Consider the following 25,318-nt stretch of genomic DNA (forward strand, 5'->3'; position numbering starts at 1 on the left):
GCGGTTGTAGATCGTGGTGGACGGACCGTATTCCGCCGGCACATCGCGCCAGCGGCAGCCGGTCTTCAGGACGTGCAGAATGCCGGAGATCACACGGCGATCATCCACCCGTGGCTTCCCGGCCTGCCCATGCGGGAGATGAGGTTCAATGGCGTCCCATGCCGCATCAGAGAGCCAGAACAAGCGCCCTTTCATCTCCATGCACCTCCAACAAACCAATTCGGTTGGTGAATATGGAAACAAATTCAGACAATTGTATGGGTTTCCAACCTAAGAAACGCCCATTCATAAGCTCCAAAACAGGTTCTAGGCGGCATGGCTCGCAGCCACCCTTGCCTTCTGATTTTGAACAAGCCAAGCTCTAAATTTACGCATAATACCGGATCAACAATCAATTCTCCACGATCCGGAAAAATATCCTGGATCTGGAAGTCGCAATATCCATACTGTCCCGTTCTTCTTGCATCTAAATTTACGACAATATCCGGATATATTTTTCGTAAATATTTCTTCACACACTCCCTGTTCTTTCTGCAGCTCCACCCAATTCACAAAATGACCAAATTCGCCGAGCGTATGAAAAGCACTGATTTCTTCTCATAGACAGTCTGTCAATGTTTAATCCATTCTTTCCTTAGCGGATTAACGCTCATATCGAAGTAAGTCTGGCTACCTCCTCCAACAAGCCCACGCTGAGGATCTGCCACCCCTTCAAATATCGTTGTTCCAGCTGGTACTTCCATTCGAACTATCCGAGTTGCGGTGTTCCCCCAATTTTGGTCAAGTGCGCTGTCTATTACAGACTGCAGTGGCCCTCTTGGCTCAGTTCTAGTCCAGAACCCACCCGCCGGGTAGCCATTGTCGCCTATTGCGCGATAAAGCATTGTGACCTCGGAGGTTACTACCTCATTGTAATGCCCCCCGAAATGTGTTCGCAACATCAATGGGCAGCGGCCCCCTGTTCAACGGCCCATACCACGCAAGAATATTGCCTTTTGCAGTGGCGTCGTACACGACTTCGTGATCAGCATCATGGCCGGCGACAGGCAGGACAGCGAGGGGTTTGCCGCCCTTTGGATCGGGCGGGGTATTGTCTTGATCCGCCGCATCATCCAGCGGCGGGCCACCGTTGTGGCCGACGCGGGCACGGGTTGTATCGTGGGCGTCGTTAGCCACAACTGTCGCGCCGACGGCGGAGGCGTAATAGCTGGCCAGGTTCCGGATCTCGCTGACCCGGAGATCCCGGACAGTCCCGTCTGTCTCCCGTGACGTTCCGCCCGCCAGGATGTTGGCTCCGTCTGGGCCACGGATGAACGTGATGCGCAGTTCCGTGTCATCAGCGGAAAGCACGCGCATCTCCCGCGTGCTTTCCGAACTCATGCCGGTCAGCGTGACGCGTGAACCGTCAACCGCGTCGCCAGATGCGCTGTCACTCTGGTCCGAATTGGTCGGGACCACCAGCGCCACAAACAGAACGGCGGCGCCCACCACGCCGGCGGCCCCGGCGCTTGTCGCCGTTGTAACCACGGCGGCAACTGCCTGAACGCCGATGCCGCGGGCAAGCTGGCCAAGCTGTGGCGAGAGCCCGCCGCACGCGGGGCCAATGGCGCCCGCGCTTGCATGAGCAGGGGAAGCAACCAGCCCGCGTAGATTGAAACCGTGCTGGCCGCAGGCCGCGATGGCCGGGTCATCCGGGTTGGCCATCGCCCGCCGGGCTACCTTGCGCACGGCTTCCCGTTTGTCTTTGGGGATCTCGCCACGCGCGACAAGATCATCGACCATGGCATCGGCGACGCCCTGGAGCGTCCTGTCATGGGCATCAATGCGTGTGGCGGAATCGCCGACAAGTTGCCTCACCGTCGCCGGAAGCTTCGCGAGCGCCTGTTCCGCCTGCTGCCCAAGCGCCTCCATGCCGGCGCGGATCATTGAAAGACCGCTGGCAATCTCCCGCACCGAAGAATCCGAGGCATAGAACTCCACCCCGGAGCTTTCGTCCTTCGTGATCTTCTGCGCCCGCGTCAGGTCGCGGTTGATGACGGCGATGGCCTGGTTCTGGTGGGCGGGGTCGCGGATGGTGATCTCGCCCGCGCCGATCGTGCCGCGATTTATCTGTTCGCGGTCGCGGTTGGCGATCGCGCCGGAGAGCGCGGCGCCGGTTGGCGCGCCCGCTGGGGTCATGGCCTGCGATTTGCCGCTGCGGTCCTGGCTCCAGTTCAGTCCGACGGTGGCGTTGCGCGAGGTCGCCGTATCGTGGTCGCGGATGTTGGTGACGGCGAGCGTGCCGGTGTCGAGGCTGAGATTGCCGTTCCGCGCCGCGACCACGGCGCCGTCGACGTGGGTGTGGCCCTGCGTGCGGATGCCGAGGGCCTCGCCGGCGATGATCGCCGTCTGCTCGCTGACCCAGGCCTTGTCCGAGGAGCCCTGGCCGCCGCCGATCGACAGCGAACCGGAGACCGGGGACGTTCCCGCGCCCACCGTGATGCTGCCGCCGATGCTGGCGGAGCTGCTTTTGCCCCGGCCGGTGTCCTGGCGGGAGGCGACGGTCAGGTTACGGCCGATGTCGAGGGAGATTTGTGGCGCGGCGACCACCGCGCCGGCCACCGTTGCGTCGCGCGCAGAGGCGATGACGATCTCCCCGGCGGCGTTCAGGCGGGCGTTGAGATGGCTGACGCCCTCCCCCTCCGCCTTCGACCGCGAAACGGCGGCGTTGGCGGTAACGCCGGCGGTCGCCGACCTGAGCCCGACGCTGACGCCAACGCCCGCACCAAAACTGGCGGCGCTGGAGGATTGCGACGAGCCGAAGCCGGCGGCAGCGCTCTCGATGGTCAGATCGCGGCCAGCGTTGAGAGCCAGCGTGCGGCCAGCCCCGGCCTGCGCGCCCTGCAGGCGCATGTCGGCGCCCGATTGCAGGCTGATGCCGCCGCCGGCGGCGAGCGTCGCCGGGCGCGCCGTTTCGGTATGGGCTGACTGGCTGCTGGTTGCGTGCGTCCCGCCGACGGTCAGGCTGGCGGAAACTGAGGGGTTGGTTAGCGCCATCGCCGCGTCGACGCCGCGCATCACCCCGGACGCCATGCCAATCGCCTCATAGGCGGCTGTGCCATGGCCGGAACGGAAGGTTGTGGCGGCGCTTTTCAGGTTCTCCAGCGCGCCGGTGACGTTCTGGCTGACCTCGAGTTTGGCCCCCGCGAAGGCCTGCTCGCGCTCCTCCTCCGTGCTTTCCCGCCCGATCGCGGCCAGCAGTGACAGCGCCCCGGCCGCCGTGATCATCAGGTTGCCGCCAGAGGCGATGTCGCTGGCGGTGATGGCGACATCGCGCCCGCCAATGGCCGCGACGCCGTCGCCGCCCTGGATCCGCGAAGCGACGGGGGCATCCTGCTCCCGCGACTGCCGCAGGGCGTCATAGTGGAAGCCCTGCGACGCCGAAACCCCGCCATTGCCGGCGGCGACGCCGACGCCGTAACCCGAGACCTTGCGCGTATGCTTGGCCGACGTCCGCTCCATGCCGGACGCAATCGCGATATCGCGGCCGGCATGGAGCGTCGCCTGGCCGCCGGCGGCGAGGGTGGAGCCGGTGACGGCGATGTCCTGCCCCGCGCCCACGGCAACATCGCCGCCAGCGATCAGCGCCGCGGCGACGTTGCGCGTCACAGCGGTCGTCGCCGTGGTCTGCTTCCCCTGGTAGACGTCCATCCAGCCATCGCCGAAGAACAATCCGACGCCGGACTTCTTCTTCGAGGCCGCGGTCGTGCTCACGTCCTGCCCGGAAACGATGCTGGCCGATCCGGCAGCATGGGCGACAAGGCTGGAGCCGGCCGTCAGCCCGCTCGCCGCGACGGTGAGATCGCCGCCGGAGAGCACCGTCAGGTCGCCGCCGGCCGAAACCAGCGAACTGACCTGTGTCTGCTCCGAGTGGAACATCGTGACCGTGGAGCCGGACAGCAGGCCGCTTTTGCCGGTCGCGCCGGCATGCGCGCGTTCATCCATCGCCGCAACGATGGCAACGCCGTTGCTGGCTGTGAGCCCGGCATCGCCGCCAGCGAGGACGGCGGAACCCAGAACGACGAAAGAGCCGCCGGCATGAACCGACATGTCGGCGCCGGAGGCGACGAGCGCGCCCTGGTTGAGCGTGCTCGTGACCGTGAGCGTCCGCCGGTTTTCTGCAAAGGTGAAGCTGTTGCTGACCGGCTGCGCCGTGACCAGTACATCGCCGCCGGCGCGGAGCGTCAGCAGGCCGCTGGCGCTGAGCACGCCGCCGGTGTTGGCGAGATCACCCCGCGTCGTGATCCCGAGGTCGCCGGCCATCGCCAGGCCGCCGGGTTGCAGGACGTTCTGCGCCAGCGGGCCGCCGCCAACCGTGGCGACGCGGCGCATGTTGATGAAATCGCCGGCGTCGATGACGAGAGAGCCGGTCGCCAGCAGCGCGCCGGTATTGGCGATCCGCTCGCCCGAGAGGAAGATGTCGTTGGCGCTGATCTGCCCGCCCGCGTTCTTCGTCCATTCGGCAAGCTGCCCCGGGGGCAGCAGCAATTGCGGCGCCAGCACCGGCGCGCCGTTGATCTGGCGCTCCACATACCAGAGGATTGGTTGCGTCAGCCGCGCCCTCTGCGCCTCGCCCAGAATCTGACCAAGCCGGAGATCCGGGTTGGCTTTCAGGAACGCCACGGCGCCTTCGTACAGCGCTTCCTGCTGGCGGATGGGATTGCGGTAACGCTGATCGAGGAAGCTGCGCCCGGTCTGCGCGACCAGCGCCTGCCGGATCAGTCGCCGCTCCAGCGTCGGATCGGCGAAGAAGCGGAAATCGAGCCGGTTGCGGGTATCGCCGACCTGATCGAGAATCCAGCCCGGGTTGCGTTCGGACAACGCCGGCAGCGGCGCCGCGTACATGAAAACCGCGTTGCCGATCCGCGTCGCCCCAGGTTGCCGGAAGCCGGGCGGGCTGTGAATTGGCGAAGGCGCGGGTATGGCGATATGGCTGCGCCCGGCCCTGTCCAGGGTGGAGTGCAGGGGCGTGTCGCTGCGCCGCAACGACGGGCCCGAGGCGTTTTCCATCCTGTGCGTGGGGACGCCGTCATGCGGGGCGACAACTGCCACGCCGAACGACGCGCCAGCGCCTCTCACAGCCGTGGGCTGGTCTGCAAAGGCGCTCCCGGCTCCAGCAGGGCCGGCGTAAGCCGCAAGGTCGATCGTGGCGTCCGGCAGGCGGGGCGGCGGGGTCGTCACCGTGGGATCGGTCAGGCCATTGACGATGACCCGGGCGTCGATGACAACGGCCGGCCCCGTGAGCGTCCCGGTGTTGGTGAGTTGCCCGACCCGCGAGGCATTGAGGCCAGCCCCGCCGGCCAGCAGGCCCGTGCTTTCCTTGTGCGTGCCCTCCCACCAGCCGCTGGCGAAACTGGCGCCGATGTTCTCGTCGCCTTTGACCTTGATCGTATTGTAGGTAACGCCGGTCTGGCGGCTCGCGTTGACCACCTCATCCGCCTGGAGCGCAAGCACGCCGCCGGCCTGAAGCACCGAGGCGTCGTTGTGGATGGCCCGCGCCGCCACCGCCAGATCGCCGCCAGCCTCAATGGCGGCGGCGGGTGAGGTTTCCGCGTGCTCTGTCCGGTAATCGACGTATTTCGTCGGATCGGACGCGTGCATACTGGGGGCGACGGCTGGGAGCTCGCTCTCACGCTGCGGCGTTCGGGCGTTGGCGATGCGCCCGCCGACCCGCACATCAAGCGACCCCAGCGCCTCGATAACCGAGCCCGTGTTGGTCAGATCGCCAGCGACCGCGATCGCGCCGTCGCCGCGGGTGAAAATCTGCCCCGCCGACTCCAGCGCGCCGCTGGAAGCGGCCAGCATCCGCCGGAGTTTCTGCTTCGCCCACGGATCGCCCCAAAGGCTGAAGAGATCGTCTATGGTGGGTTTGCTCACGGAGCCGACGACCAGCGATCCACCCGAAATCAGGCTGAGGTCATCGCCGGCAACGATCTCGCCAGCCACCGTTACGTCGCCGCCGAGCCGCAGCGCCAGCCGACCCGGAACGACAAGGCTTTTGCCTGCGGGAACCGTCAGCCCCTGGCCGCCCAGATCCAGCCCCAGATCGCCGCCGAAAACAAAGCTGCCCTGGTCGGCGTCGTTGACGCCAAAAAGGTCGAGTTGCGCGGTTGTGCCCTTCAGCACGGCGCTGTCACGGCCAACAATCTCCGCATGGGCGCCATTGACTAGCGGGCCGTCGAGACGCACCGACAGACGCCCCCCCGCCAGGGCGGCGCTTTGCCCCGCGCGGCCGGCGTTGGTGAGTTGCGCCGCCTGGATGACCAGCGCATCGTCGGCCCGGATCGCCCCGCTGTTCTGAACTTCCCCAGCGACGCCAACGCGGATGGCGCCGCCGCCGATGTGCCCGCCGGCGTGGTTGGCGAGCGATTGCCCGTTAGCCACGAATACGCCGGAAGCGGCGATGCGCCCGCCATTGGTCAGCGCGCCGCCAGCTTGCAAGCCGATATCAACTGCCGCGATGCTGCCGGCGTTCTGGAACTGGCCGCCGGCCTGCATGCCGAGGAAGTCACCGATCCGCATGGCGCCGGCATTCAGCAGATCGCCCGCCAGCGTCAGGTCGCCAGCCGCCGCCGTGATCTGGCCGTGCATGCGATTGTCCAGCGACGCGGCGACAATTCTCGCCACGCCGGCGGCAGCGATGTCGCCGTTGTTCACCGTCGCGCCGCCCAGCGTCATCGCCAGGTTGCGTCCAGCCAACCGCGCGCCGGCGCCGCCTTCGTAGCCGCTTGCGGCGAGCGTCAGGTCGCCCCCGAAGCGCGCCTCGCCGTTGTTGGCAAACGCCCCGCTCCCCAGCGTGAGCGCGCCGGCGCCATTGGCGAGGATGGAGCCGCTGTTGACGAGGGCCGTAGTGGAGAGATCGAAAGCTCCCAGGCTGGCGATGGCGCCGCTGTTGGCGGCGGCTCCGCCAAGGTCCAGCCGCACCGTCGCGCCGGCGATGCGCGCATCCGCTCCGCTGTTGTCGAAAGCGCCCGCCGTGATCGCCACGGCGTTTTCGGCGACGGCCTGGCCAAGGTTGACAAAGTCGCCCTGGCCGAGCCGCACGGAAAGCGTCTGGCCGCCAAGACGTGCGGCGGGCGCCGCGCCATGATAGCCGGTGGCGACAAGCGCGAGGCCCGTTTGACCAAGGATGTCGCCGCTATTGGCGACGGTTCCATCCGCCTGCAGAACCAGCGCGCCATTTTGCGCCAGCAGGCTGCCGGCGTTGGCCACCGGCCCGGCGGCAAGGATTGTCAGATCATCCACCGCGCCGAGAATGCCGGCGTTGGCGAGGTCGCCGCGCACCGTCAGGCTGGCGCTCTGGCCCGCCAGACGCGCGCCGGCGCCATTCCCGAGCGAGGTGGCCGCAACCGTCAACGGACCAGCCGCCTGCACGCTGCCGGCGTTGCCGAACCGGCCGCCGACCGTCGCCATCAGCGCGCCATCGGTCTCAAGCCGCGCGCTGGCCCCGCCTTCGTAGCCGCTTGCGGCGAGCGTCAGGTCGCCGCCGAAGCGCGCCTCGCCGTTGTTGGTGAACGCACCGCTCCCCAGCGTGAGCGCGCCGGCGCCATTGGCGAGGATGGAGCCGCTGTTGACGAGGGCCGTAGTGGCGAGATCGAAAGCTCCCAGGCTGGCGATGGCGCCGCTGTTGGCGGCGGCTCCGGTAAGGTCCAGCCGCACCATCGCGCCGGCGATGCGGGCATCCGCCCCGCTGTTGTCGAAAGCGCCCGCCGTGATCGCCACGGCGTTTTCGGCGACGGCCTGGCCAAGGTTGACAAAGTCGCCCTGGCCGAGCCGCACGGAAAGCGTCTGGCCGCCAAGACGTGCGGCGGGCGCCGCGCCATGATAGCCGGTGGCGACAAGCGCGAGGCCCGTTTGACCAAGGATGTCGCCGCTATTGGCGACGGTTCCATCCGCCTGCAGAACCAGCGCGCCATTTTGCGCCAGCAGGCTGCCGGCGTTGGCCACCGGCCCGGCGGCAAGGATTGTCAGATCATCCACCGCGCCGAGAATGCCGGCGTTGGCGAGATCGCCGCGCACCGTCAGGCTGACGCTCTGGCCGGCCAGACGCGCGCCGGCGCCATTCCCGAGCGAGGTGGCCGCAACCGTCAACGGACCAGCCGCCTGCACGCTGCCGGCATTGCCGAACCGGCCGCCGACCGTCGCCATCAGCGCGCCATCGGTCTCAAGCCGCGCGCCGGCGCCGCCTTCGTAGCCGCTTGCGGCGAGCGTCAGGTCGCCGCCGAAGCGCGCCTGGCCGTTGTTGGCGAACGCCCCGCTCCCCAGCGTGAGCGCGCCGGCGCCATTGGCGAGGATGGAGCCGCTGTTGACGAGGGCCGTAGTGGAGAGATCGAAAGCTCCCAGGCTGGCGATGGCGCCGCTGTTGGCGGCGGCTCCGGCAAGGTCCAGCTGCACCGTCGCGCCGGCGATGCGCGCATCCGCTCCGCTGTTGTCGAAAGCGCCCGCCGTAATTGCCACGGCGTTTTCGGCGACGGCTTGACCAAGGTTGACAAAGTCGCCCTGGCCGAGCCGGAGGGTCAGGTCGCTGCCCTCAAGCCGGGCTGCCGGCCCTGCGCCGTGGTAGCCGGTGGCGTCGACAAGCAACGCCTGGCGGGCCGCGATGGCTCCCTCCGAACGGACCGCTCCCTGGGCGGTGAGGCGCAACGTCCCGTCCCGGGCGATCACCCGCCCGGCATTGTTGACGGCGTGGGCCCCGGCAATTGACAGATCGCCAACCGCGCCAATCTCGCCGCTGTTGCGCAGATCTCCCGCCAGGGTCAGTGACGCGGCCGCGCCGGAGACGATCGTGGCGTCAGTGGCGTTCGCCAGGGCGCCGGCTGTCAGAATGAGCTGATCGCGGCCGAACACACGGCCGCCGTTCCCGAACGCGCCCGCAACCGCCATGTCGATGCTGGCCGCCTCCGCAAGCGCGGTAGTCTGGCCGGAAGCAAAAGCGGCGGCGCGCAGGGTCAGGCGGTCATTGGCCCGCATCTGCCCGTCACTGCTGACCGCATCCTGCGCGACGATAGCGAGGATCCGCTCAGACAGGATCTTGCCCGGGTTGCTGGCGCCGCCACGCAGGCCAATCGCGATATCGCCGCCGTAGATGGTTCCGCTGGCCGCGTTGATGAAATTGCCCGCGTTCACCGTGACTGAATTGCGGCCATGGAGGAGACCGGCGTTTTGGAGATCGCCGGACAGGTTGAACAGCAGGCTGTCCTGGACGATGGCGCCGGTTGCATCGTTGCGCAGCGTCCCGCCAATCGACAGGCGCAGGCCCGGATAGTCGAGGACCGCGCCATTGGTCAGATCGCGCGTGGCGTCGAGCGTGATGATCCCTGGCGCGACAAAGCCGACGCCCTGTTCAAGCGCGATGTCCCGGCCGGTGACGGCCACGTCGCCAGCCGACACGAGCGTTGTCGCCTCCAGCCGCACCGCGCCGACGCCAGAGAGCGCCACATGCTCGCCGCGCGCGCGAAAACCATGCGTCGTGACGGCGCCGCCTTCGAGCGCCACCCGGCCATTGGCCGCAATGGAGCCGCCGGCCTGCATGTCGCCGGATGCCACCAGGCTGACGGACTGGCCGGACGCCAGGGCGCCCCGGCTTGCCAGCGCATCGCGCGCATCGGCGACGATGGCGCCGCCGGCCCGGACCTGGGCGCCGGACGCGATGTGGATGTCGCGTCCCGCCAGGGTGATGCCGCCAGCCGCCTGATGGCCGGACGCCGCCAGGCCAAGGCGCCCGGCTGCTTCGACATGGAGATCGCCGGTTGCGGCGGAGCCCTGAATGGCGACATCGCCGGCGCTCCTGATGACGATGTCAGCGGGAAGCCGCTGCGGCTGGCCGCCGGCCGGGGCGGGCTGGGCGAGCCCGAGCGCCGCCACATCCGCGCCGAGCGCGACGCCGAGATCGACGTCCGTCGACAGGACGGAGATCGCCCCGGCGCGAATGACGCCAGCAGCCGATGACGCGATGGCTGGTCCGGCAACGGCGCCGATCCCGGCGCCATCGAGCGCCGTGGCGATATCGCCGCTCTGGTCGTAACGCATCGCTCCGGCGCGCAGACGCGCCCGGCCGTCAGCGGCCACGGGACCGTCGATCCGCAACTGCCGGCCGATCAGGTCGATGGCGGCCAGCGGCTGGCCGCCTGGGCCCGACACGCCGCCGCCCGAGATGGAAACCGCGCCGCGCCGCACGTCAAAGGCGACAGTTCCGGTCTGGTAATTGGGGATCGGCGTCCCGGTCGAGAGCGTCACCCGGCCGGCGTTGATGAAGGAGCAACTGGCGCAGCCGACCCCATTGGGATTGGCGACAATAACGTCGGCGCGCGCGCCAAACACCTCGGTCGGGCCGTTGAGGTTCGACTTTGATGAGCCGGTGACCTCATTGAGGATGACATTCGCGGGCCGCCGGCCGACCAGATTGGGGTTGGCGCTGACTGCCCCGCCGATGATCGAGGTTCCGCCAAGGCCGGAGTTGTTGAGAATCAGCCCACGGGTATCGACGTTGTAGTCGCGGAAGCGGTTGTGCGAGAGGCCGCCCTGCGACGGGGCGACAATATTGACCGCCGGAACGCCCGAACCGGACGCGGTGACGCCGGGGCGAAACTGGATGGGCGCGGTCGGATCGGCGATCACCTGCGCCTGCGCCTGCGAAACGTGCGCAAGGGAAACCAGTAGCGGCTGCACGCTCAGGGTCGTGGATAGCGTCAGGCTGAAACAGCGGGCCAGCAGCCCGGAGCGCATGGCCAAAAGAACGCCGCGCGTCCCGCAGCCCCGTGCGGATCGTCTGATGTGCATCTGGAAAACCGTCCCGTTGATGACGTCGCGGCAGCACGGGACGCCCCGGGACCACGCAAAAGCTTCAGCACGCCCGCAGGAACGGGCGCTTTCGGCCTGTACATATGAATGATGTTCTTTATATAGTCACGCTATTATTCGAAATTTCTGAAATGTATATTGCAACTGTTGCATTAGTTTCATTTAAATTCGCGTAGTTATATTATTTATTCATTCAGATTGTATGATGTCGAACAAAATCATTTGCACGCATCCCGCGCCCCGCGCGACCTTTTCACGCTGGGCTGCCGCGCGCCTCTGGCGCGGCGCCGTCACTCCGGGCGCTCTCCGTCCGCTCTTGCTGGTTGCGATGTTCGTGGTGGCCCTGCCGGGGCCGGGCGCCCAGGCCGTCGAACGCATGGGCGCGTGGGAGGTAAGTTGCGAGCCAGCGGGGGCGGAGATGAAGCCGGCCCCGTGCCGCGCGTCCCAGCGCCAGACCGTCGCCGGATCGCCACAACCCGTGTTCGCCATGACAGCGCTGATGGTCGCGGGCAGCCGCCATCCGGTCGCGATCATCTCGGTGCCGTCCGGCGGTTATCTCGCGCCGGGCATCGAGATCTCGGTTGATGGCCGCAAGCCGTTCAGGCTGCTCTATGAAACCTGCAAAGCCGGCGGCTGCCATGCCGGCTTCGCTCTTGAGGGCCAGGTGCTCGCCAGCCTGGAAAAGGGACGGCAGGCAAAGGTGCGCGTCTGGACGTCAAAAAGCACGCCCGTCGATGTCAAGGTCCCACTGGAGGGGTTCAGCAAGGCCGTCGCGGCCATCCGGGCGCCGGGAGCGCGGGGCAAATGACGGGCCAACTCAAGGGCCAACTCACTGGCATGGCGACAGTTTCGCACGCAACGCCGGCGCCCTCCTCCGCCTGGACGCGAGGCGGCGCAGGTGCGCCAGATGCGGCGGGCGCCGCGCCGGCCAGCCCCCGCCGGGGGCCTGCCATGCTCCGCCCGGAGCCCCGCCTGGTCTGGCCGGCGGCGGGATTGCTGCTGGCGCTGTCCGGCGCGCCTGCCTCCGCCCAGCCGGTCGTCCCGGACGGCGCCACCGTGACCTCGGTTACGACTTCGCCCGCCGGCCGGATTTCCGTCGGCATCGCCCCCACCGCGCCTGGCGGCGTGAGCCACAACAGCTACAGCAGCTTTTCCGTGCCCGTCGCGGGCGTCGATCTGGTCAACACCGGCGTCAACGCCAATATGATCATCAACGAGGTCACGTCGGCCCGGCGCAGCTTTCTCAATGGTCCGCTCACCGTGGAGGGACGCCAGGCCCACGTCATTATCGCCAATCCCAACGGCATCACCGTTGACGGCGGCCGCTTCATCAATATCGGCGGTCTCATTCTTTCCGGCGGGCGGGTGCGCCACGGGTCTGGCCCCAATGGGCGCGAGCTGGTGGTGAGCGCCGGCTCCGGCGACATCACCGTCGAAGGCGCGGGGCTTTCCGGTACCCTGACCTCGCTGCAACTGATCGCCGGCCGGATGAAGATCGACGGGCCGGTGACCAATGCGCACGCCAGCCCTTTCGCCGCCATCGACCTGACCGCCGGCAACGCCGAAATCGTCCTCGACCCGTCCGCGCCCGCCAACAGCACCGTGCGCGGCGTCGTCCGGGAGCGCCGCACTGGCGATGGCGCGACCAGCGAAATTCTGATCGACGTCACCCCGCGCGGCGCGCTCTCGGCCAGCCGCGTCCGGCTCGCCGCGACAGCTGCGGGCGCCGGCGTGCGGTTCGCCGGTCGCGGCATGGCGTCGATCGGCGAATTCAGCATCGACGCGGGCGGCAAGGTGACGGCGCAGGGAGCCAGGATCACGGGCGAGCGTTCGGTCAGGATCTCCGGCGCGGCGGTTGAGGTTCTCAACGCACCGGAAGCCCAAAGCCGCATCGAGACTATCCGGGGGGCGGTGAGCCTGCTGGCGCGAACCGGCGACATCGATATCGCCGGCATGATCAGCGGCGCGAACCGGGATAGCGATGACCCGCTTTCACGCGGCGCCGTCACGTTGGTCGCCGCGGGCGATATCCGGTTGTTGAGCGAGAACGCCGACCGTCTCGCCATCGCCTTCGCCGCGAATGGCGATCTGCACGCCAGCGCCGGCGGCGCCATCGTCAACCGCACCGGCCGCCTGCTCGCGAATGGCAATGTCTCCCTGCAGGCTGCGCGTCTCGAAAACCTCACGGACATGGCTGGCGGAGCCCGTGACGGCGCGATCCAGAGCGTGCGCAGGCGCGGCCGTCTCATGTGGCGGGCGCTCTGGCGCAAGCGTCGCAAGACCACGATCATCACGGCCGATTACGGCAAGCCCCGGATCGCGGGGCAGCAGGGCTACATCGCAGGCGCCTCGGTGAGCATCGATGCGGGCGAGATGGTCAATTCCGGTGAGATCAATGGCCTCGACGGCGCCGTGACGATCACCACGGACCGCCTGCACAATCTCGGCCTGTGGACCGGGACGCTCGCGGTGCGGAAGCAGTGCGGCGTCACCTGCTCGAGCAGGGGCGAGACCGATATCGGTCTCATTGGCGGCGCCATCAACGCCACGCGCGGCGTCTCGATCACCGCGCGCGACAGCCTGCTCAACGAGCGGGGCCAGATCACGGCCTGGGGCAATCTCGAGATCACCTCACGGAAAGTCACCGGCGTCGCCGGCTTCATTCCCGAGGTCGTGGCCCGGCCAGCCGGCATGGACAACGCCTTCACCGGACCACGGGCATGGCTGTCGCTGCGCCCGGCCGGGGGGCAGTTCATTGCCCCGGAGGGCTCGGTTACCATCATCTCGCCCAACCCTGTCGCCCTCAATGGCGGCGAGATCATCGCCCGCACCGGCCTGCAAGCGCCTGGTGGAATCCGGACGGAGCCGGAAAGCGGCCCCGGCAACCGCCATCCCGGCCTGCTCCAGGATTTTCTGAAGTGAACGCCGCCCGACTGTCGCGGCGCACCGCAATCGTAAGGCCTGGTCCACCGCGGCGCGATTGCCGAGATGGAGCAGCCCCTTAGCGGACACAGAAGCGCCCTCGGGCAAACCCGCCATATGCGACAGAATCTGTTCGGTCAGCCGTGTCATCGTCTTTCTCCTGTCAGGAACATACGCAGTTTTCTGACAGTTTTCAAGGAAACACATCCGGGATGGAACAGCTGGGACAAGGGGAAAGCCTTCCCCTGCGGTCGAGCCTTGGGTCTCGCCCGACCCCTTCTGCGGGGAGATCCCCGCAACGCCCCCCAAAGAGTGAGAGTGCGGACGGGTTTCCCGTGACGGGTCGAGGGCTGGAGAAGAGGTCTCCGGCGCCCGTCGCGGAGAACCGCGATGTCCAGGAAGAACCACAGCGCCCGTGCCGGCTCAGGCCGGGCGAGCCTCTATGACGACATCACCGACAAGATCATCGCTGAGCTTGAGGCGGGCCGCGCGCCCTGGGTCCAGCCATGGGGATCGGCCGCGGCCAAGGCGCCGCTCGCCATGCCCCGAAACGCTGCGACCGGACGGCACTATTCCGGCATCAACGTGCTCATCCTCTGGGGGGCGGTGATCCAGCACGGCTTCCCCGGCCAAAGTTGGCTCACCTTCCGCCAGGCGCTGTCGCTGGGCGGCAATGTCCGCAAGGGCGAGCACGGCACGACCGTCGTCTATGCCGACCGCTTCACGCCGGAGGACGAGAAGCGCCGAGCCCACGAGACCGGCGAGGACGCCGCCGCGATTCCGTTCCTCAAGCGCTTCACCGTCTTCAACGCCGCGCAATGCGACGGCCTGCCGGACAACATCGCCGCCATCGCTCCACCGCCGCCGCCTGGCCTCATCGAGCCGCGCGTCGAGGCTCTGATCGAAGCGACGGGCATCGATTTCCGCATCGGCGGCGATCGCGCCTTCTATGTGCCGGCGCACGACTATGTGCAGGTGCCGCCGCCGCAGGCCTATTTCGAGCCGATCAACTGGCACCGCACGGCCCTGCACGAACTCGGGCACGCCAGCGGCCATGCCTCCCGGCTCGGCCGCGACCTGACCGGCGGTTTCGGCACGAAGAAATACGCCTTCGAGGAGCTGGTGGCCGAGATCAACGCGGCCTTCTGCTGCGCGTCTCTCGGCATCGTACCGACCGTCCGCCATGCCGACTATATCGGCGCCTGGCTGGAGGTGCTGCGCGAGGACAATCGCGCCATCGTCCGCGCCGCCTCCCAGGCGAGCAAGGCGGCCGATTGGCTACTCGGCTTCCTGCCCGACGCCGATCTCGGCCCGGACGACATCATGGCCGGCGACGAACGGCATGCGGCATAATCGACCTGAAAACCGGAAAGGCGGGAAAGCGGGTCTCCGGCTTCACGCCTTTCCGCTTCTGCGGCGCTGCCCTTCTTAGAGTGAGAGGGCGGCGCTTCGCTTCGTGACGGGTTGGAGGTCGAGAGAGAGTCTCCCGGTCGCCCGTCGCGGAGTAACGAACATGGCGACTGCCATCCAGAAGATCACCCTGTCGTCGGCGCGCGACATCCCCTTCAACAAGCTGGTGCTGAGCCAGTCCAACGTCCGCCGCGTCAAGGCCGGCGTCTCGATCGAGGAAATGGCTGAGTCCATCGCCCGGCGCGGCCTCATCCAGAGCCTCCATGTCCGTCCCGTCCTCGACGCCGATGGCGCGGAAACCGGAATGTTCGAAGTGCCGGCCGGCGGTCGCCGCTATCGCGCACTCGAACTGCTCGTGAAGCAGAAGCGTTTGGCCAAGACGGCGACGGTGCCCTGCGTCGTCGGCGACGCCAACAGCGACATCCTCGTCGACGAAGTGTCGCTGGTCGAGAACATGGAACGCGCACCACTCCATCCGCTCGATCAGTTCCGCGCCTTTCAGGCGATGCGCGACAAGGGCATGACCGAGGAGGCCATCGCCGCCGCCTTCTTCGTCAGCGTCACCGTGGTAAAGCAGCGCCTGCGCCTCACCTCCGTCTCGCCGACCCTGCTCGAAATCTATGCCGATGACGGCATGACGCTCGAACAGCTCATGGCCTTCACCGTCAGCCCCGACCATGCCCGTCAGGAACAGGTCTGGGACGCGATCAAGGATAGCTGGCAGAAGGAGCCCTATCAGATCCGGCGGATGCTGACCGAGACCGCGGTTCGCGCCTCGGACAAGCGGGCCATTTTCGTCGGTGTCGATGCCTACGAGGCCGCAGGCGGCATCGTGCTGCGCGATCTCTTCCAATCCGACGACGGCGGTTGGCTGCAAGACCCCGTCCTGCTCGACCGCATGGTGGCGGAGAAGCTGAAAGCCACCGCCGATCAGATCGCCGAGGAAGGCTGGAAGTGGATCGAGGTCGCGGTGAGCTTCCCCTATGGCCACGACCACGGCCTGCGTGAACTCTCCGGCGTTGCGGTCGATCTGACCGACGAGGAGCGTGCGACCCGCGAAGCGCTGCGCGAGGAATATGACCGGATCGAAGCGGAATATTCCGAGGCCGACGAGTTGCCGGACGTGATCGATCAACGTCTCGGCGAGATCGAGCAGGCCCTGGAGGCCTTCGAGAACCGCCCCGTCAGCTACGATCAGGCCGACATCGCAATCGCCGGCGCCTTCGTCAGCCTCGACGCCGACGGCTCGCTGTCGATCGACCGCGGTTATGTCCGCGCCGAGGACGAGCCCCAGGCCGAGCCCGATGGCGAGGCGTCCGGGGGCGACCAGCCCCATACGCCGGCCGTCCAACGCGCGGTCATCACCATCGGCGGCAAGCCCGCCGAGCCCGAGGACGATGAGGAAGATGGCATCAAGCCGTTGCCCGAGCGTCTCGTGATCGAGTTGACCGCCCATCGCACCCTGGCGCTGCGCAACGCGCTGGCGGAACATCCGCACGTCGCCATGACCATGTTGCTGCACAAGCTTCTGAGCGACACCTTCATCCACACCAACCCGTCCGGTTGCCTCGAGGCTAATGTCCGCCACATCTTCTTCTCGGCCCAGTCCGAGGAATTGAAGGACAGCCCATCGGCGCAGGCGGTCAACGATCGCCACGAACGCTGGGGGGATCACATCCCCGCTGACGATCAGGCGCTCTGGGCCTGGCTGACCGATCTCGATGACGGCACGCGCCTGGAGCTGCTGGCGCTTTGCGTCAGCTACGGCGTCAATGCGCTGTTCGAGCGTCCGAACCCCTATTCCGGCTCGGGCGTCAGCCAGCATGGCCTCGACGTGCGTCTGGCGCAGGCCGACCGGCTCGCGCGGGCTACGGGCATGGACATGGTGGCCGCAGGCTGGAAGCCCACGGTCGGCAACTATCTCGGCCGCGTGACCAAACCCCGCATTCTCGAAGCCGTGCGTGAAGGCGCCGGAGAGCGGGCCGCGCAGCTCATCGACCACATGAAGAAGGGCGACATGGCCAAGGAAGCCGAGCGCCTTCTGGCCGACAGCGGCTGGCTGCCCGAACCGCTGCGCCTGGCGTCCATCGATGGCGATCAGCTTGAGTCCAGCGATCAGGCCGATACCGGCGAAGACACCACCTTGCCGGACTTCCTCACCGAGGACGGCGAGGACGAAGACACCGACGAGGATGAAATCCAGCACGCCGTCGCCGCCGAATAGCGCGGATCGCGCGGGGCGGCGCCGTTCGTCCCGCGCATCTCACCCCGATCTTCCACACCGCCCGGTCCCACGGCTGGCAGCCTGAACGGCTGTGCCGTGCGGGCCGGGCATTCTCGTTTCAGGAGCCTGTCATGGCCGACTATTTCACCCATTTCTCGTGCCTGCTCGATGTCGGCACGCCCGAGAACGCCGCCCGCGCGCTCGACCTCTACAACCGCCTCTCCGAGGCCGGCGCATCGGAGGAACCGCCTTCCGAGGGCTTCCTCCTCTCGATTCAGCCCGAGCATGGCGGCACGCAGCTCTGGATGCACGACGACGTCACTGGCGATCCCGAGCGTCTGATCCAGTTCGTGAAGCACTGCGCCACGGAATTCAGCCTGAGCGGCCGCTGGGGTTTCCAATATGCCAACACCTGCTCGAAGCCCCGGCTCGACGGCTTCGGCGGCGGCGCGCATGTCCTCGATCTCGCCACCGGAGAGACCGTGGACTGGATCTACACCGATGGCTGGCTCAACCAGACACTCTCCGACGAGGGAGGCCCGCTATGAGCATCCCGTCCCATGCCCAGAGCAATTTTCAGACGCTGCTGCGCGCTGCCGGTGACGGCAACCTTGCGCTCATGGAATGCCTCGATGCCGTGACCGGCGCCCCGCGTTACGTCATCTGCGCGGTGGGACGAGACGATGGTGATTTCGTCTTCACGCCCTTCGGCCACCTCGCCGACGGCAATCCCTATGACGCCTACCTGCCGCCCGACCCCGGCGATCCTGGCGGCTTCATCCATCCGGGCACGCCCGGAGAAGCGTCATGATGGACATCGATGCCATCTTCGCCGCCGATTCCGAGCGCCCGCCCGCCGAGCGATCTCTCCCCTGGCTGGAAACCAGAGACGGGATCACGGTTGTCGTGGAGCCCAAGCCCCATTGGGCCAGCGACATGCGGGTCTTCCGGGCCAAGGCTCGCGAATATTGCGCCTATGCCGATTGGACCGCGAACGGCGCGCGCGCCCGGTTCTTCGGGCACATCGACACCAGCGGCGATGACCTGATCCGCAAGGCTCGCAGGCTCGTCGCCCGCGAGATCGCCGATGGACACTGGGCCTGACCCCCTCAAAGCGCCTCTGCCGCTCGGCCGAGGCGCTTTTTTCATGTCGGCTGCGACGTGTTCGAGAGTGAGAGGGCCGCCGGGACGGGTTTGAGTCCGTGCGGTCGAGAGAGAGCACCGTCCGGGCCTGCCGTTCCCGCTCTCCCGAGGTTCCGATCCATGAACATCATGTCGCCCGTAGCCGGTCCGGCTGCGCCCGTTGCCCGCGCGTCCGCCATCATCGCCGCCGCCCATCAGCTTCTCACCCTGCTCGAACGCGGCCAGCGGATCGACAACGCCGATCTTCGCATCGCCATGGAAACGGCCTTCGAGGCTTCCGACACGAGCGGGGCCTGGGACTGGAAGACGGCCTACGAAGCCTGTGAAGGCGCGACCGTCCTGTTCCTGCGCAAATACGGACGTGCGCTTTTCCGTAAAGCCGGCACTCCGGCTGCACGGCTTTCTGCCCTGTCGAAAATCACCGGCCTTCTGCCGACGCACACCCGTCGCTCCGAGGAAGCCCAGGCGCTTCAGCAATTCTCGACGCCGGTCCCGCTCGGCCTCGCCGTTATCGCGGCCGCCGCGATCACACCGCACGACATTGTGCTGGAGCCGTCGGCAGGCACGGGTCTTCTCGCCATCCTCGCCGAGATCAGCGGCGGCTCGCTGCTCCTCAACGAACTGGCGGAAACCCGCGCCGATCTACTTGGCCAGCTCTTTCCAGCCCTTGCCGTCACGCGATGCGACGCCGCCCAGATCGACGACCACCTTCCGGCGTGCGCCGTCCCTTCCGTCATCGTGATGAACCCGCCCTTCTCGGTGATGGCGCACGTCTCCAGCCGGGTCGCCGACGCCGCTGCGCGTCATGTTGCTTCGGCCCTGGCGCGGCTTGCCGATGGTGGGCGTCTGGTGACGATCACCGGCGCGAACTTCGGGCCCGAGCAACCGGCCTGGCGCGACACTTTCATTCGGCTTCAGAAGCGTGGGCGCGTCGTCTTCACTGCGGCGATCCACGGCTCGGTCTATGCCAAGCATGGTACGAGCATCGAAACGCGGCTCACCGTCATCGACAAGCTACCGGCCGAAGACCCGGCCGCGTTCCCTGGCTCCGCCGGCGTTGCGCCCGACGTCGCCACGCTGCTCGCATGGATCGAAGCGCAGATTCCACCGCGCCTGCCGGTCGCACTGCCCGACATCGCGCCGCCCGTGTCGACCTCGGCGCCGCGCACCGTGCGGGGTTATCTCGCACGCACCGCCACTGAGCGTCCGACCGCATGCTCAACCATGGATCCGCAGGGCGTTGAACTCGCCTACGACACGATGGACTGGACGCCGCCGGAAGGCGCCCACCTCACGGACGCGATTTATGAAGAATATGGATTGCAGTCGATCCGTATTGCCAGTTCTCAGGCGCACCCCACCAAGCTCGTGCAATCGGCGGCCATGGCGAGCGTTGCACCGCCCAAGCCCGCCTATCGGCCGATGCTGCCCGCGAACATCACCGATCTCCTGTCGGACGCCCAGCTCGAAACCGTCATCTATGCCGGCGAAGCCCATTCGGACTTCCTCACCGGCTCCTGGACCGTCGATGCAACCTGCGATCTCGTGCAGGCAGCTAAGCCCGAAGCCGAAAACGCCGTGCGCTTCCGGCGCGGCTTCATGCTCGGCGACGGCACCGGGGCCGGCAAAGGCCGTCAATCTGCCGGCATCATCCTCGACAACTGGCTGCGCGGCCGCCGCAAGGCGGTCTGGATCTCCAAATCCGACAAGCTAATCGAGGACGCGCAGCGCGATTGGTCCGCGCTCGGCATGGAGCGCCTGCTGGTCACGCCGCTGTCGCGCTTCCCTCAGGGCCGGCCGATCACGCTGTCGGAAGGCGTCCTGTTTGCAACCTATGCCACGCTACGGTCCGACGACCGTGGTGAGAAGGTTTCCCGTGTCCGGCAGATCGTCGAATGGTTGGGCTCCGATTTCGATGGAGTGATCATCTTCGACGAGAGCCACGCCATGGCCAATGCCGCAGGCGGCAAGGGAGAACGCGGCGACGTTGCCGCCTCACAGCAGGGACGCGCGGGCCTTCGGCTTCAGCACGCCCTGGCCAACGCGCGCGTCGTCTACGTGTCGGCTACCGGCGCGACCACCGTCGACAATCTCGCTTATGCCCAGCGGCTCGGCCTGTGGGGCGGTGAGGATTTCCCGTTCGCCACCCGCGCCGAATTTGTCGAGGCGATCGAGGACGGCGGTGTCGCGGCCATGGAAGTGCTCGCCCGCGATCTGCGTGCGCTGGGCCTCTATACCGCCCGATCGCTCTCCTACGATGGCGTTGAATATGAGCTGATCGAGCACGCCCTGACCGACGAGCAGCGGCGCATCTACGATGCCTACGCCAGCGCCTTCGCCGTCATCCACAATCATCTCGACGCCGCGATGCAGGCGGCCAACATCACCGGCAGCCCAGATAGCGGGGGAGCCACACTGAACCGGCAGGCCAAGTCCGCCGCCCGCTCGGCCTTCGAGTCCGCCAAGCAGCGCTTCTTCGGCCATCTGCTCACGTCGATGAAAACGCCCACGCTGATCCGGTCCATCGAACGTGACCTGGATGATGGCCACGCCGCTGTCGTCCAGATCGTCTCGACCGGCGAAGCGCTGATGGAGCGCCGGCTGGCGGAAGTCCCGACAGAGGAATGGAACGATATTCGTGTCGACATCACGCCGCGGGAATATGTCCTGGACTATCTGGCCCATTCCTTTCCGGTCCAGCTCTACGAGCCGTTCACGGATGGCGAGGGCAATCTGTCCTCGCGCCCGGTCTATCGCGACGGCCACCCCGTCGAGAGCCGCGAAGCTGTCGCGCGCCGTGACGAGCTGATAGAACGTCTCGCGTCTTTACCACCCGTTCCGGGGGCGCTCGACCAGATCGTACAGCGCTTCGGCACAGATATGGTCTCCGAGGTGACGGGCCGCTCCCGGCGCATCGTCCGCAAGGGAGAACGCTTCGCCGTCGAAAACCGCGCGCCATCCGCCAACCTTGCCGAGACGGCCGCGTTCATGGACGATCTGAAACGCATTCTCGTGTTCAGCGACGCCGGCGGCACCGGCCGCAGCTATCACGCAGAACTGTCAGCAAAGAACCAGCGTCTGCGCGTGCATTATCTGCTCGAACCCGGATGGAAGGCCGACGCCGCCATCCAGGGTCTGGGCCGCACCAATCGCACCAACCAGGCGCAACCGCCGCTGTTCCGCCCGATCGCCACGAACGTCAAAGCCGAGAAACGCTTCCTGTCCACGATCGCACGTCGGCTCGATACGCTGGGCGCGATCACGCGCGGTCAGCGCCAGACCGGCGGCCAGGGTCTGTTCCGGCCCGAGGACAATCTGGAATCGAGCTACGCCCGCGATGCGCTGTGCCAACTCTACTTTCTGATCGTGCGCGGCAAGGTCGAGGGGTGCTCGCTGGGTCGCTTCGAGTCCGCGACCGGCCTGAAATTGACCCATGACAACGGCATCAAGGACGAGTTGCCGCCGATCACCACGTTCCTCAACCGCCTGCTGGCGCTGACCATCGAGCTTCAGGGCATCCTCTTCACCGCCTTCGAGCAATTACTCGACGCCAAGGTGGCCGGAGCCATCGCCAGCGGCGTTTATGATGTCGGGCTGGAAACGCTGACGGCGGAGAGTTTCGTCGTCGCGGAGCGCACGACCATCTACACCCATCCGGCAACGGGCGCACAAACGCGGCTGCTCACCATCACCGAGCGCCGCCGAAACCAACCGACCACGCTCGATACGGCGCTCGACTGGCTCGACGATCCGCATGCCCGGCTGCTCATCAACGCGCGGTCGGGACGCGCTGCTGTCCAGGTGCCGGCGCCGTCCATCATGCACGACGACGGCGAGATCGAACGTCGCGTCCGCCTGATCCGGCCGATGGAGCAGCACCACGCAAGCCTCGCCATGATGGAAGACAGCCATTGGCAGGAAGCCGCTCGCGACAGCTTTGCAGCGGTCTGGCAACGTGAAGTCGCCGAAGTGCCGGCCTATACCGATGGCGCCATCCACATGGTCAGCGGTTTGCTCCTGCCGGTGTGGAAGCGCCTGCCGAACGAGTCGACGCGCGTCTATCGGCTCCAGACCGATGATGGCGAACGCATCATCGGGCGGCGGGTTTCGCCCGCCTGGGCCATGAATGCCGCCTCGACGGGAACGGCCAACCTCAGCAGCGATGATGCCTACGCCGCTCTGGTGGATGGTCGCACCATCCTCGACCTGGCCAGCGGGCTCCAGCTTCGCCGCGCGCGCGTCATGGGCGCGAACCGGATCGAACTGTCCGGCTTCACCGACACCATGCGGGATCGCCTGCGCGCCTATGGCCTCTTCAGCGAGATCATCTCGTGGAAGCTGCGCTTCTTCGTTCCGGTCGATGCCTCTGGTCCCGCCATCATCGGCAAGCTGATCGCCACCTATCCGGTCGAGCGGATCAGCGAGCGTGAGGCAGCGTGATGGCTCGGCAGGACGCTTCTGAACTGGCACACCGTCTCGGCCGACAGGCCGAGGCGGTCTGCCGCCACTATCTCTCCAACGGCCACCGGCAGGGCAATTACTGGCAGGTTGGCAATGCTCGCAATGCCGCAGGCCGCTCCATGTTCGTGCGCCTGCGTGACACACCGAAGGGGCCGGCAGGCAAATGGACCGACGCCGCCACCGGCGAACATGGCGACCTTCTCGACATCATCCGGGAATCGCTGGGCCTCATCGACTTCGCAGACGTTGCTCAAGAGGCGCGTACCTTCCTCAGCCTGCCGCATCCCGAACCCGAGCCGGCATCACGCCGCGGACTGGCGCCAGCGCCATCGGGGTCGCCCGAGGCGGCACGCCGTCTCATCGCCATGACGCAACCGATCACCGGGACCATTGTGCAGACCTATCTGCGCAAACGCGGCATTGTGCTTTTGCACGGAACCGGAAACCTGCGCTTCCACCCCCGCTGCTACTACAAGCCCGACGATGGCCCGACCGAGACCTGGCCGGCCATGATCGCCGCCGTCACCGACCTCGCTGGCAAGATCACCGGCGCGCACCGCACCTGGCTTGCGCCTGACGGCTCCGACAAAGCCCCCATCGACACACCGCGCAAGGCGATGGGGGATCTCCTCGGCAATGCAGTCCGCATCGGTGCGCCCGGCAGCGTGATGGCGGCAGGCGAAGGTATCGAGACCATGCTGTCGCTCCGGCAGGTCCTGCCCGATATGGCGATGGCGCCGGCGCTTTCGGCAGCGCATCTGGCCGCCATCCTATTCCCGGCGACTTTGCGGCGGCTCTATATCGTCCGAGACGACGATCCGGCCGGTGACGGCGCGCGGGACATGCTGATCGAACGGGCGAACGCCGAGGGAATCGAGGCCATTCCATTGTCGCCGGCGTTCGGGGACTTCAACGAGGATCTGCGGCGGCTCGGTATCGATGCGCTTCGGGCAGGCGTTCGAGTGCAGCTCGCTCCAGACGACGTCGCACGCTTCATGAACCTGGCCGCTTAGCCGGAAAGGATTGGGGAGCGGCGTACAGCCGCCATGCCCGCAACGATGCGCCAGTGACGGCAAAAGGACCGCGCCTCGGCCTTCGAGAGGGCGATCGGCCATCAGCCGGGCCGGACAAGGCAATGGCTGCGGCCGACGATTTTCCGGCAGCGCATGTCCACCCCACGCGGCGGGCCGCGCGGGGACCCCGAACCCGCGCCTTTCCATCGCGAAACAAAATCGCCGGCCTTCGCCATCCTCCGCTGGCGCTTCGGCCCTACGCTTCGCTCCGCGTGCAGGTCCGTCCCGCCCGACGGCTTCGTCGCCATGAAGGCCGCGACGGTCGCGGTCCTTGCCGACGGAGCATCCCATGAGCGAGCACGACGACTACGAACCACACCACGAGTCATCCCCGACCGACCATCTGATCCAGGACTTGCAGCTCCACGGCTATCGCCCCTCCGAAGACGAGTTGGACCAGCGCCCGCCACCGGAAGACCACATCATCGAAGGCGCCGTCGCCGACATCTTCGACGCCCTGGTCGCCACGATCACCGACACCAGCCTCGACTTCGATCTCCCCGATCTCCTCTGGTCGACCGTCAATATGTTCCACCGCGCCGTGGACCGCATCGAACAGAAGCTCGACGACAACGAGCAGGCGCAAAGGCAGCTTCAGCGCGAACAGGATGGCTCCGAGGTGAAGTCCCTCCAGCTCGAGCACCTCATCGACATCGGCATGAACCTGATCGACCGCCGCGACGGCATGGAAACCTTCCGCGAAGCCGCCGCTGGACGCTACCTCGTCGCCACCGGCTCACCCTGGTCGCAACGCACCGGATCACGGGTCAACCATCGCAACCTCACCGCGTCGCTGATCGACAGCCGGGATTTCCTCGCCGCCAGGAGGCGCGCGGATACCGAGGTACTCGTACCCGCCGGCCCGAAGATCGCCTTCTCGGGCGGCGACACCGCCGATCACAAGCAGATCTGGGCCAAGCTCGATCAGATCCATACCAAGCACCCCGACATGGTGCTGCTGCATGGCGGCTCGCCGAAAGGCGCCGAAAAGATCGCTTCCCGCTGGGCCGACAGCCGCAAGGTGCCGCAAGTCGCCTTCAAGCCGGACTGGACGAAGCACGCCAAGGCGGCACCGTTCAAACGCAATGACCAGATGCTCGGCATCGTGCCGATCGGGGTCGTGATCTTCCCGGGCACCGGCATTCAGGACAACCTAGCCGACAAGGCGCGCAAGATGGGTATCCCGGTCTATCGGTTCGGCTCGAGCGGCGCGTAAGCGCCGCCGGGACCGGTCGCCTTGAAAAAT

12 protein-coding genes are annotated in these 25,318 nt (G+C 67.0%); 10 read left to right on the forward strand and 2 right to left on the reverse strand.

Going from position 1 to position 25,318, the window contains the following annotated elements; translation table 11 throughout:
* Window positions 1–195, reverse strand: a 195-nt coding sequence (locus tag ACERNI_RS14100) for a transposase (RefSeq protein ID WP_448833936.1), incomplete at its 3' end; no start/stop codon positions are given.
* A 711-nt stretch (window positions 196–906) separates the two neighbouring features.
* A complete protein-coding gene (locus ACERNI_RS14105; RefSeq protein WP_448833937.1) occupies window positions 907–10,764 on the reverse strand; it encodes a hemagglutinin repeat-containing protein in 9,858 nt (3,285 codons plus the stop codon).
* 391 nt (window positions 10,765–11,155) lie between these two features.
* On the opposite strand from ACERNI_RS14105, the gene ACERNI_RS14110 reads away from it, so the two are divergent.
* The 10 genes from ACERNI_RS14110 to ACERNI_RS14155 all read left to right on the forward strand — a co-directional run bounded on the left by ACERNI_RS14110 (window position 11,156) and on the right by ACERNI_RS14155 (window position 25,288).
* On the forward strand, window positions 11,156–11,647 hold the full coding sequence (locus ACERNI_RS14110; RefSeq protein WP_448833924.1) for an invasion associated locus B family protein: 492 nt from the start codon (window positions 11,156–11,158) through the stop codon (window positions 11,645–11,647).
* A gap of 143 nt (window positions 11,648–11,790) precedes the next feature.
* Window positions 11,791–13,761, forward strand: coding sequence for a filamentous hemagglutinin N-terminal domain-containing protein (locus ACERNI_RS14115; protein ID WP_448833925.1), 1,971 nt, complete (start codon window positions 11,791–11,793; stop codon window positions 13,759–13,761).
* 390 nt (window positions 13,762–14,151) lie between these two features.
* Window positions 14,152–15,114: an ArdC family protein gene (locus ACERNI_RS14120; protein ID WP_448833926.1), complete on the forward strand. Its 963-nt coding sequence runs from the start codon at window positions 14,152–14,154 to the stop codon at window positions 15,112–15,114.
* 160 nt (window positions 15,115–15,274) lie between these two features.
* The gene (locus tag ACERNI_RS14125; protein WP_448833927.1) at window positions 15,275–17,395 is read left to right on the forward strand and encodes a ParB/RepB/Spo0J family partition protein; all 2,121 of its coding nucleotides are present in this window, start codon (window positions 15,275–15,277) and stop codon (window positions 17,393–17,395) included.
* 131 nt (window positions 17,396–17,526) lie between these two features.
* Window positions 17,527–17,943, forward strand: coding sequence for a hypothetical protein (locus ACERNI_RS14130; RefSeq protein WP_448833928.1), 417 nt, complete (start codon window positions 17,527–17,529; stop codon window positions 17,941–17,943).
* Window positions 17,940–18,206, forward strand: coding sequence for a DUF6117 family protein (locus ACERNI_RS14135; protein ID WP_317892344.1), 267 nt, complete (start codon window positions 17,940–17,942; stop codon window positions 18,204–18,206). The genes ACERNI_RS14130 and ACERNI_RS14135 overlap by 4 nt, the downstream gene beginning before the upstream one ends.
* Window positions 18,203–18,499: a hypothetical protein gene (locus ACERNI_RS14140; RefSeq protein ID WP_448833929.1), complete on the forward strand. Its 297-nt coding sequence runs from the start codon at window positions 18,203–18,205 to the stop codon at window positions 18,497–18,499. Before ACERNI_RS14135 ends, ACERNI_RS14140 begins: the two co-directional genes overlap by 4 nt.
* A gap of 159 nt (window positions 18,500–18,658) precedes the next feature.
* Window positions 18,659–22,978 (forward strand): strawberry notch-like NTP hydrolase domain-containing protein, encoded by a 4,320-nt coding sequence (locus ACERNI_RS14145; protein WP_448833930.1) that lies wholly within the window; start codon window positions 18,659–18,661, stop codon window positions 22,976–22,978.
* The gene (locus ACERNI_RS14150; protein WP_296624140.1) at window positions 22,978–24,012 is read left to right on the forward strand and encodes a DUF7146 domain-containing protein; all 1,035 of its coding nucleotides are present in this window, start codon (window positions 22,978–22,980) and stop codon (window positions 24,010–24,012) included. Before ACERNI_RS14145 ends, ACERNI_RS14150 begins: the two co-directional genes overlap by 1 nt.
* A 349-nt stretch (window positions 24,013–24,361) precedes the next feature.
* The gene (locus ACERNI_RS14155) at window positions 24,362–25,288 is read left to right on the forward strand and encodes a DUF2493 domain-containing protein (RefSeq protein WP_296624141.1); all 927 of its coding nucleotides are present in this window, start codon (window positions 24,362–24,364) and stop codon (window positions 25,286–25,288) included.
* Window positions 25,289–25,318 lie beyond the last annotated feature (30 nt).

Source organism: Camelimonas sp. ID_303_24 (assembly GCF_053543495.1).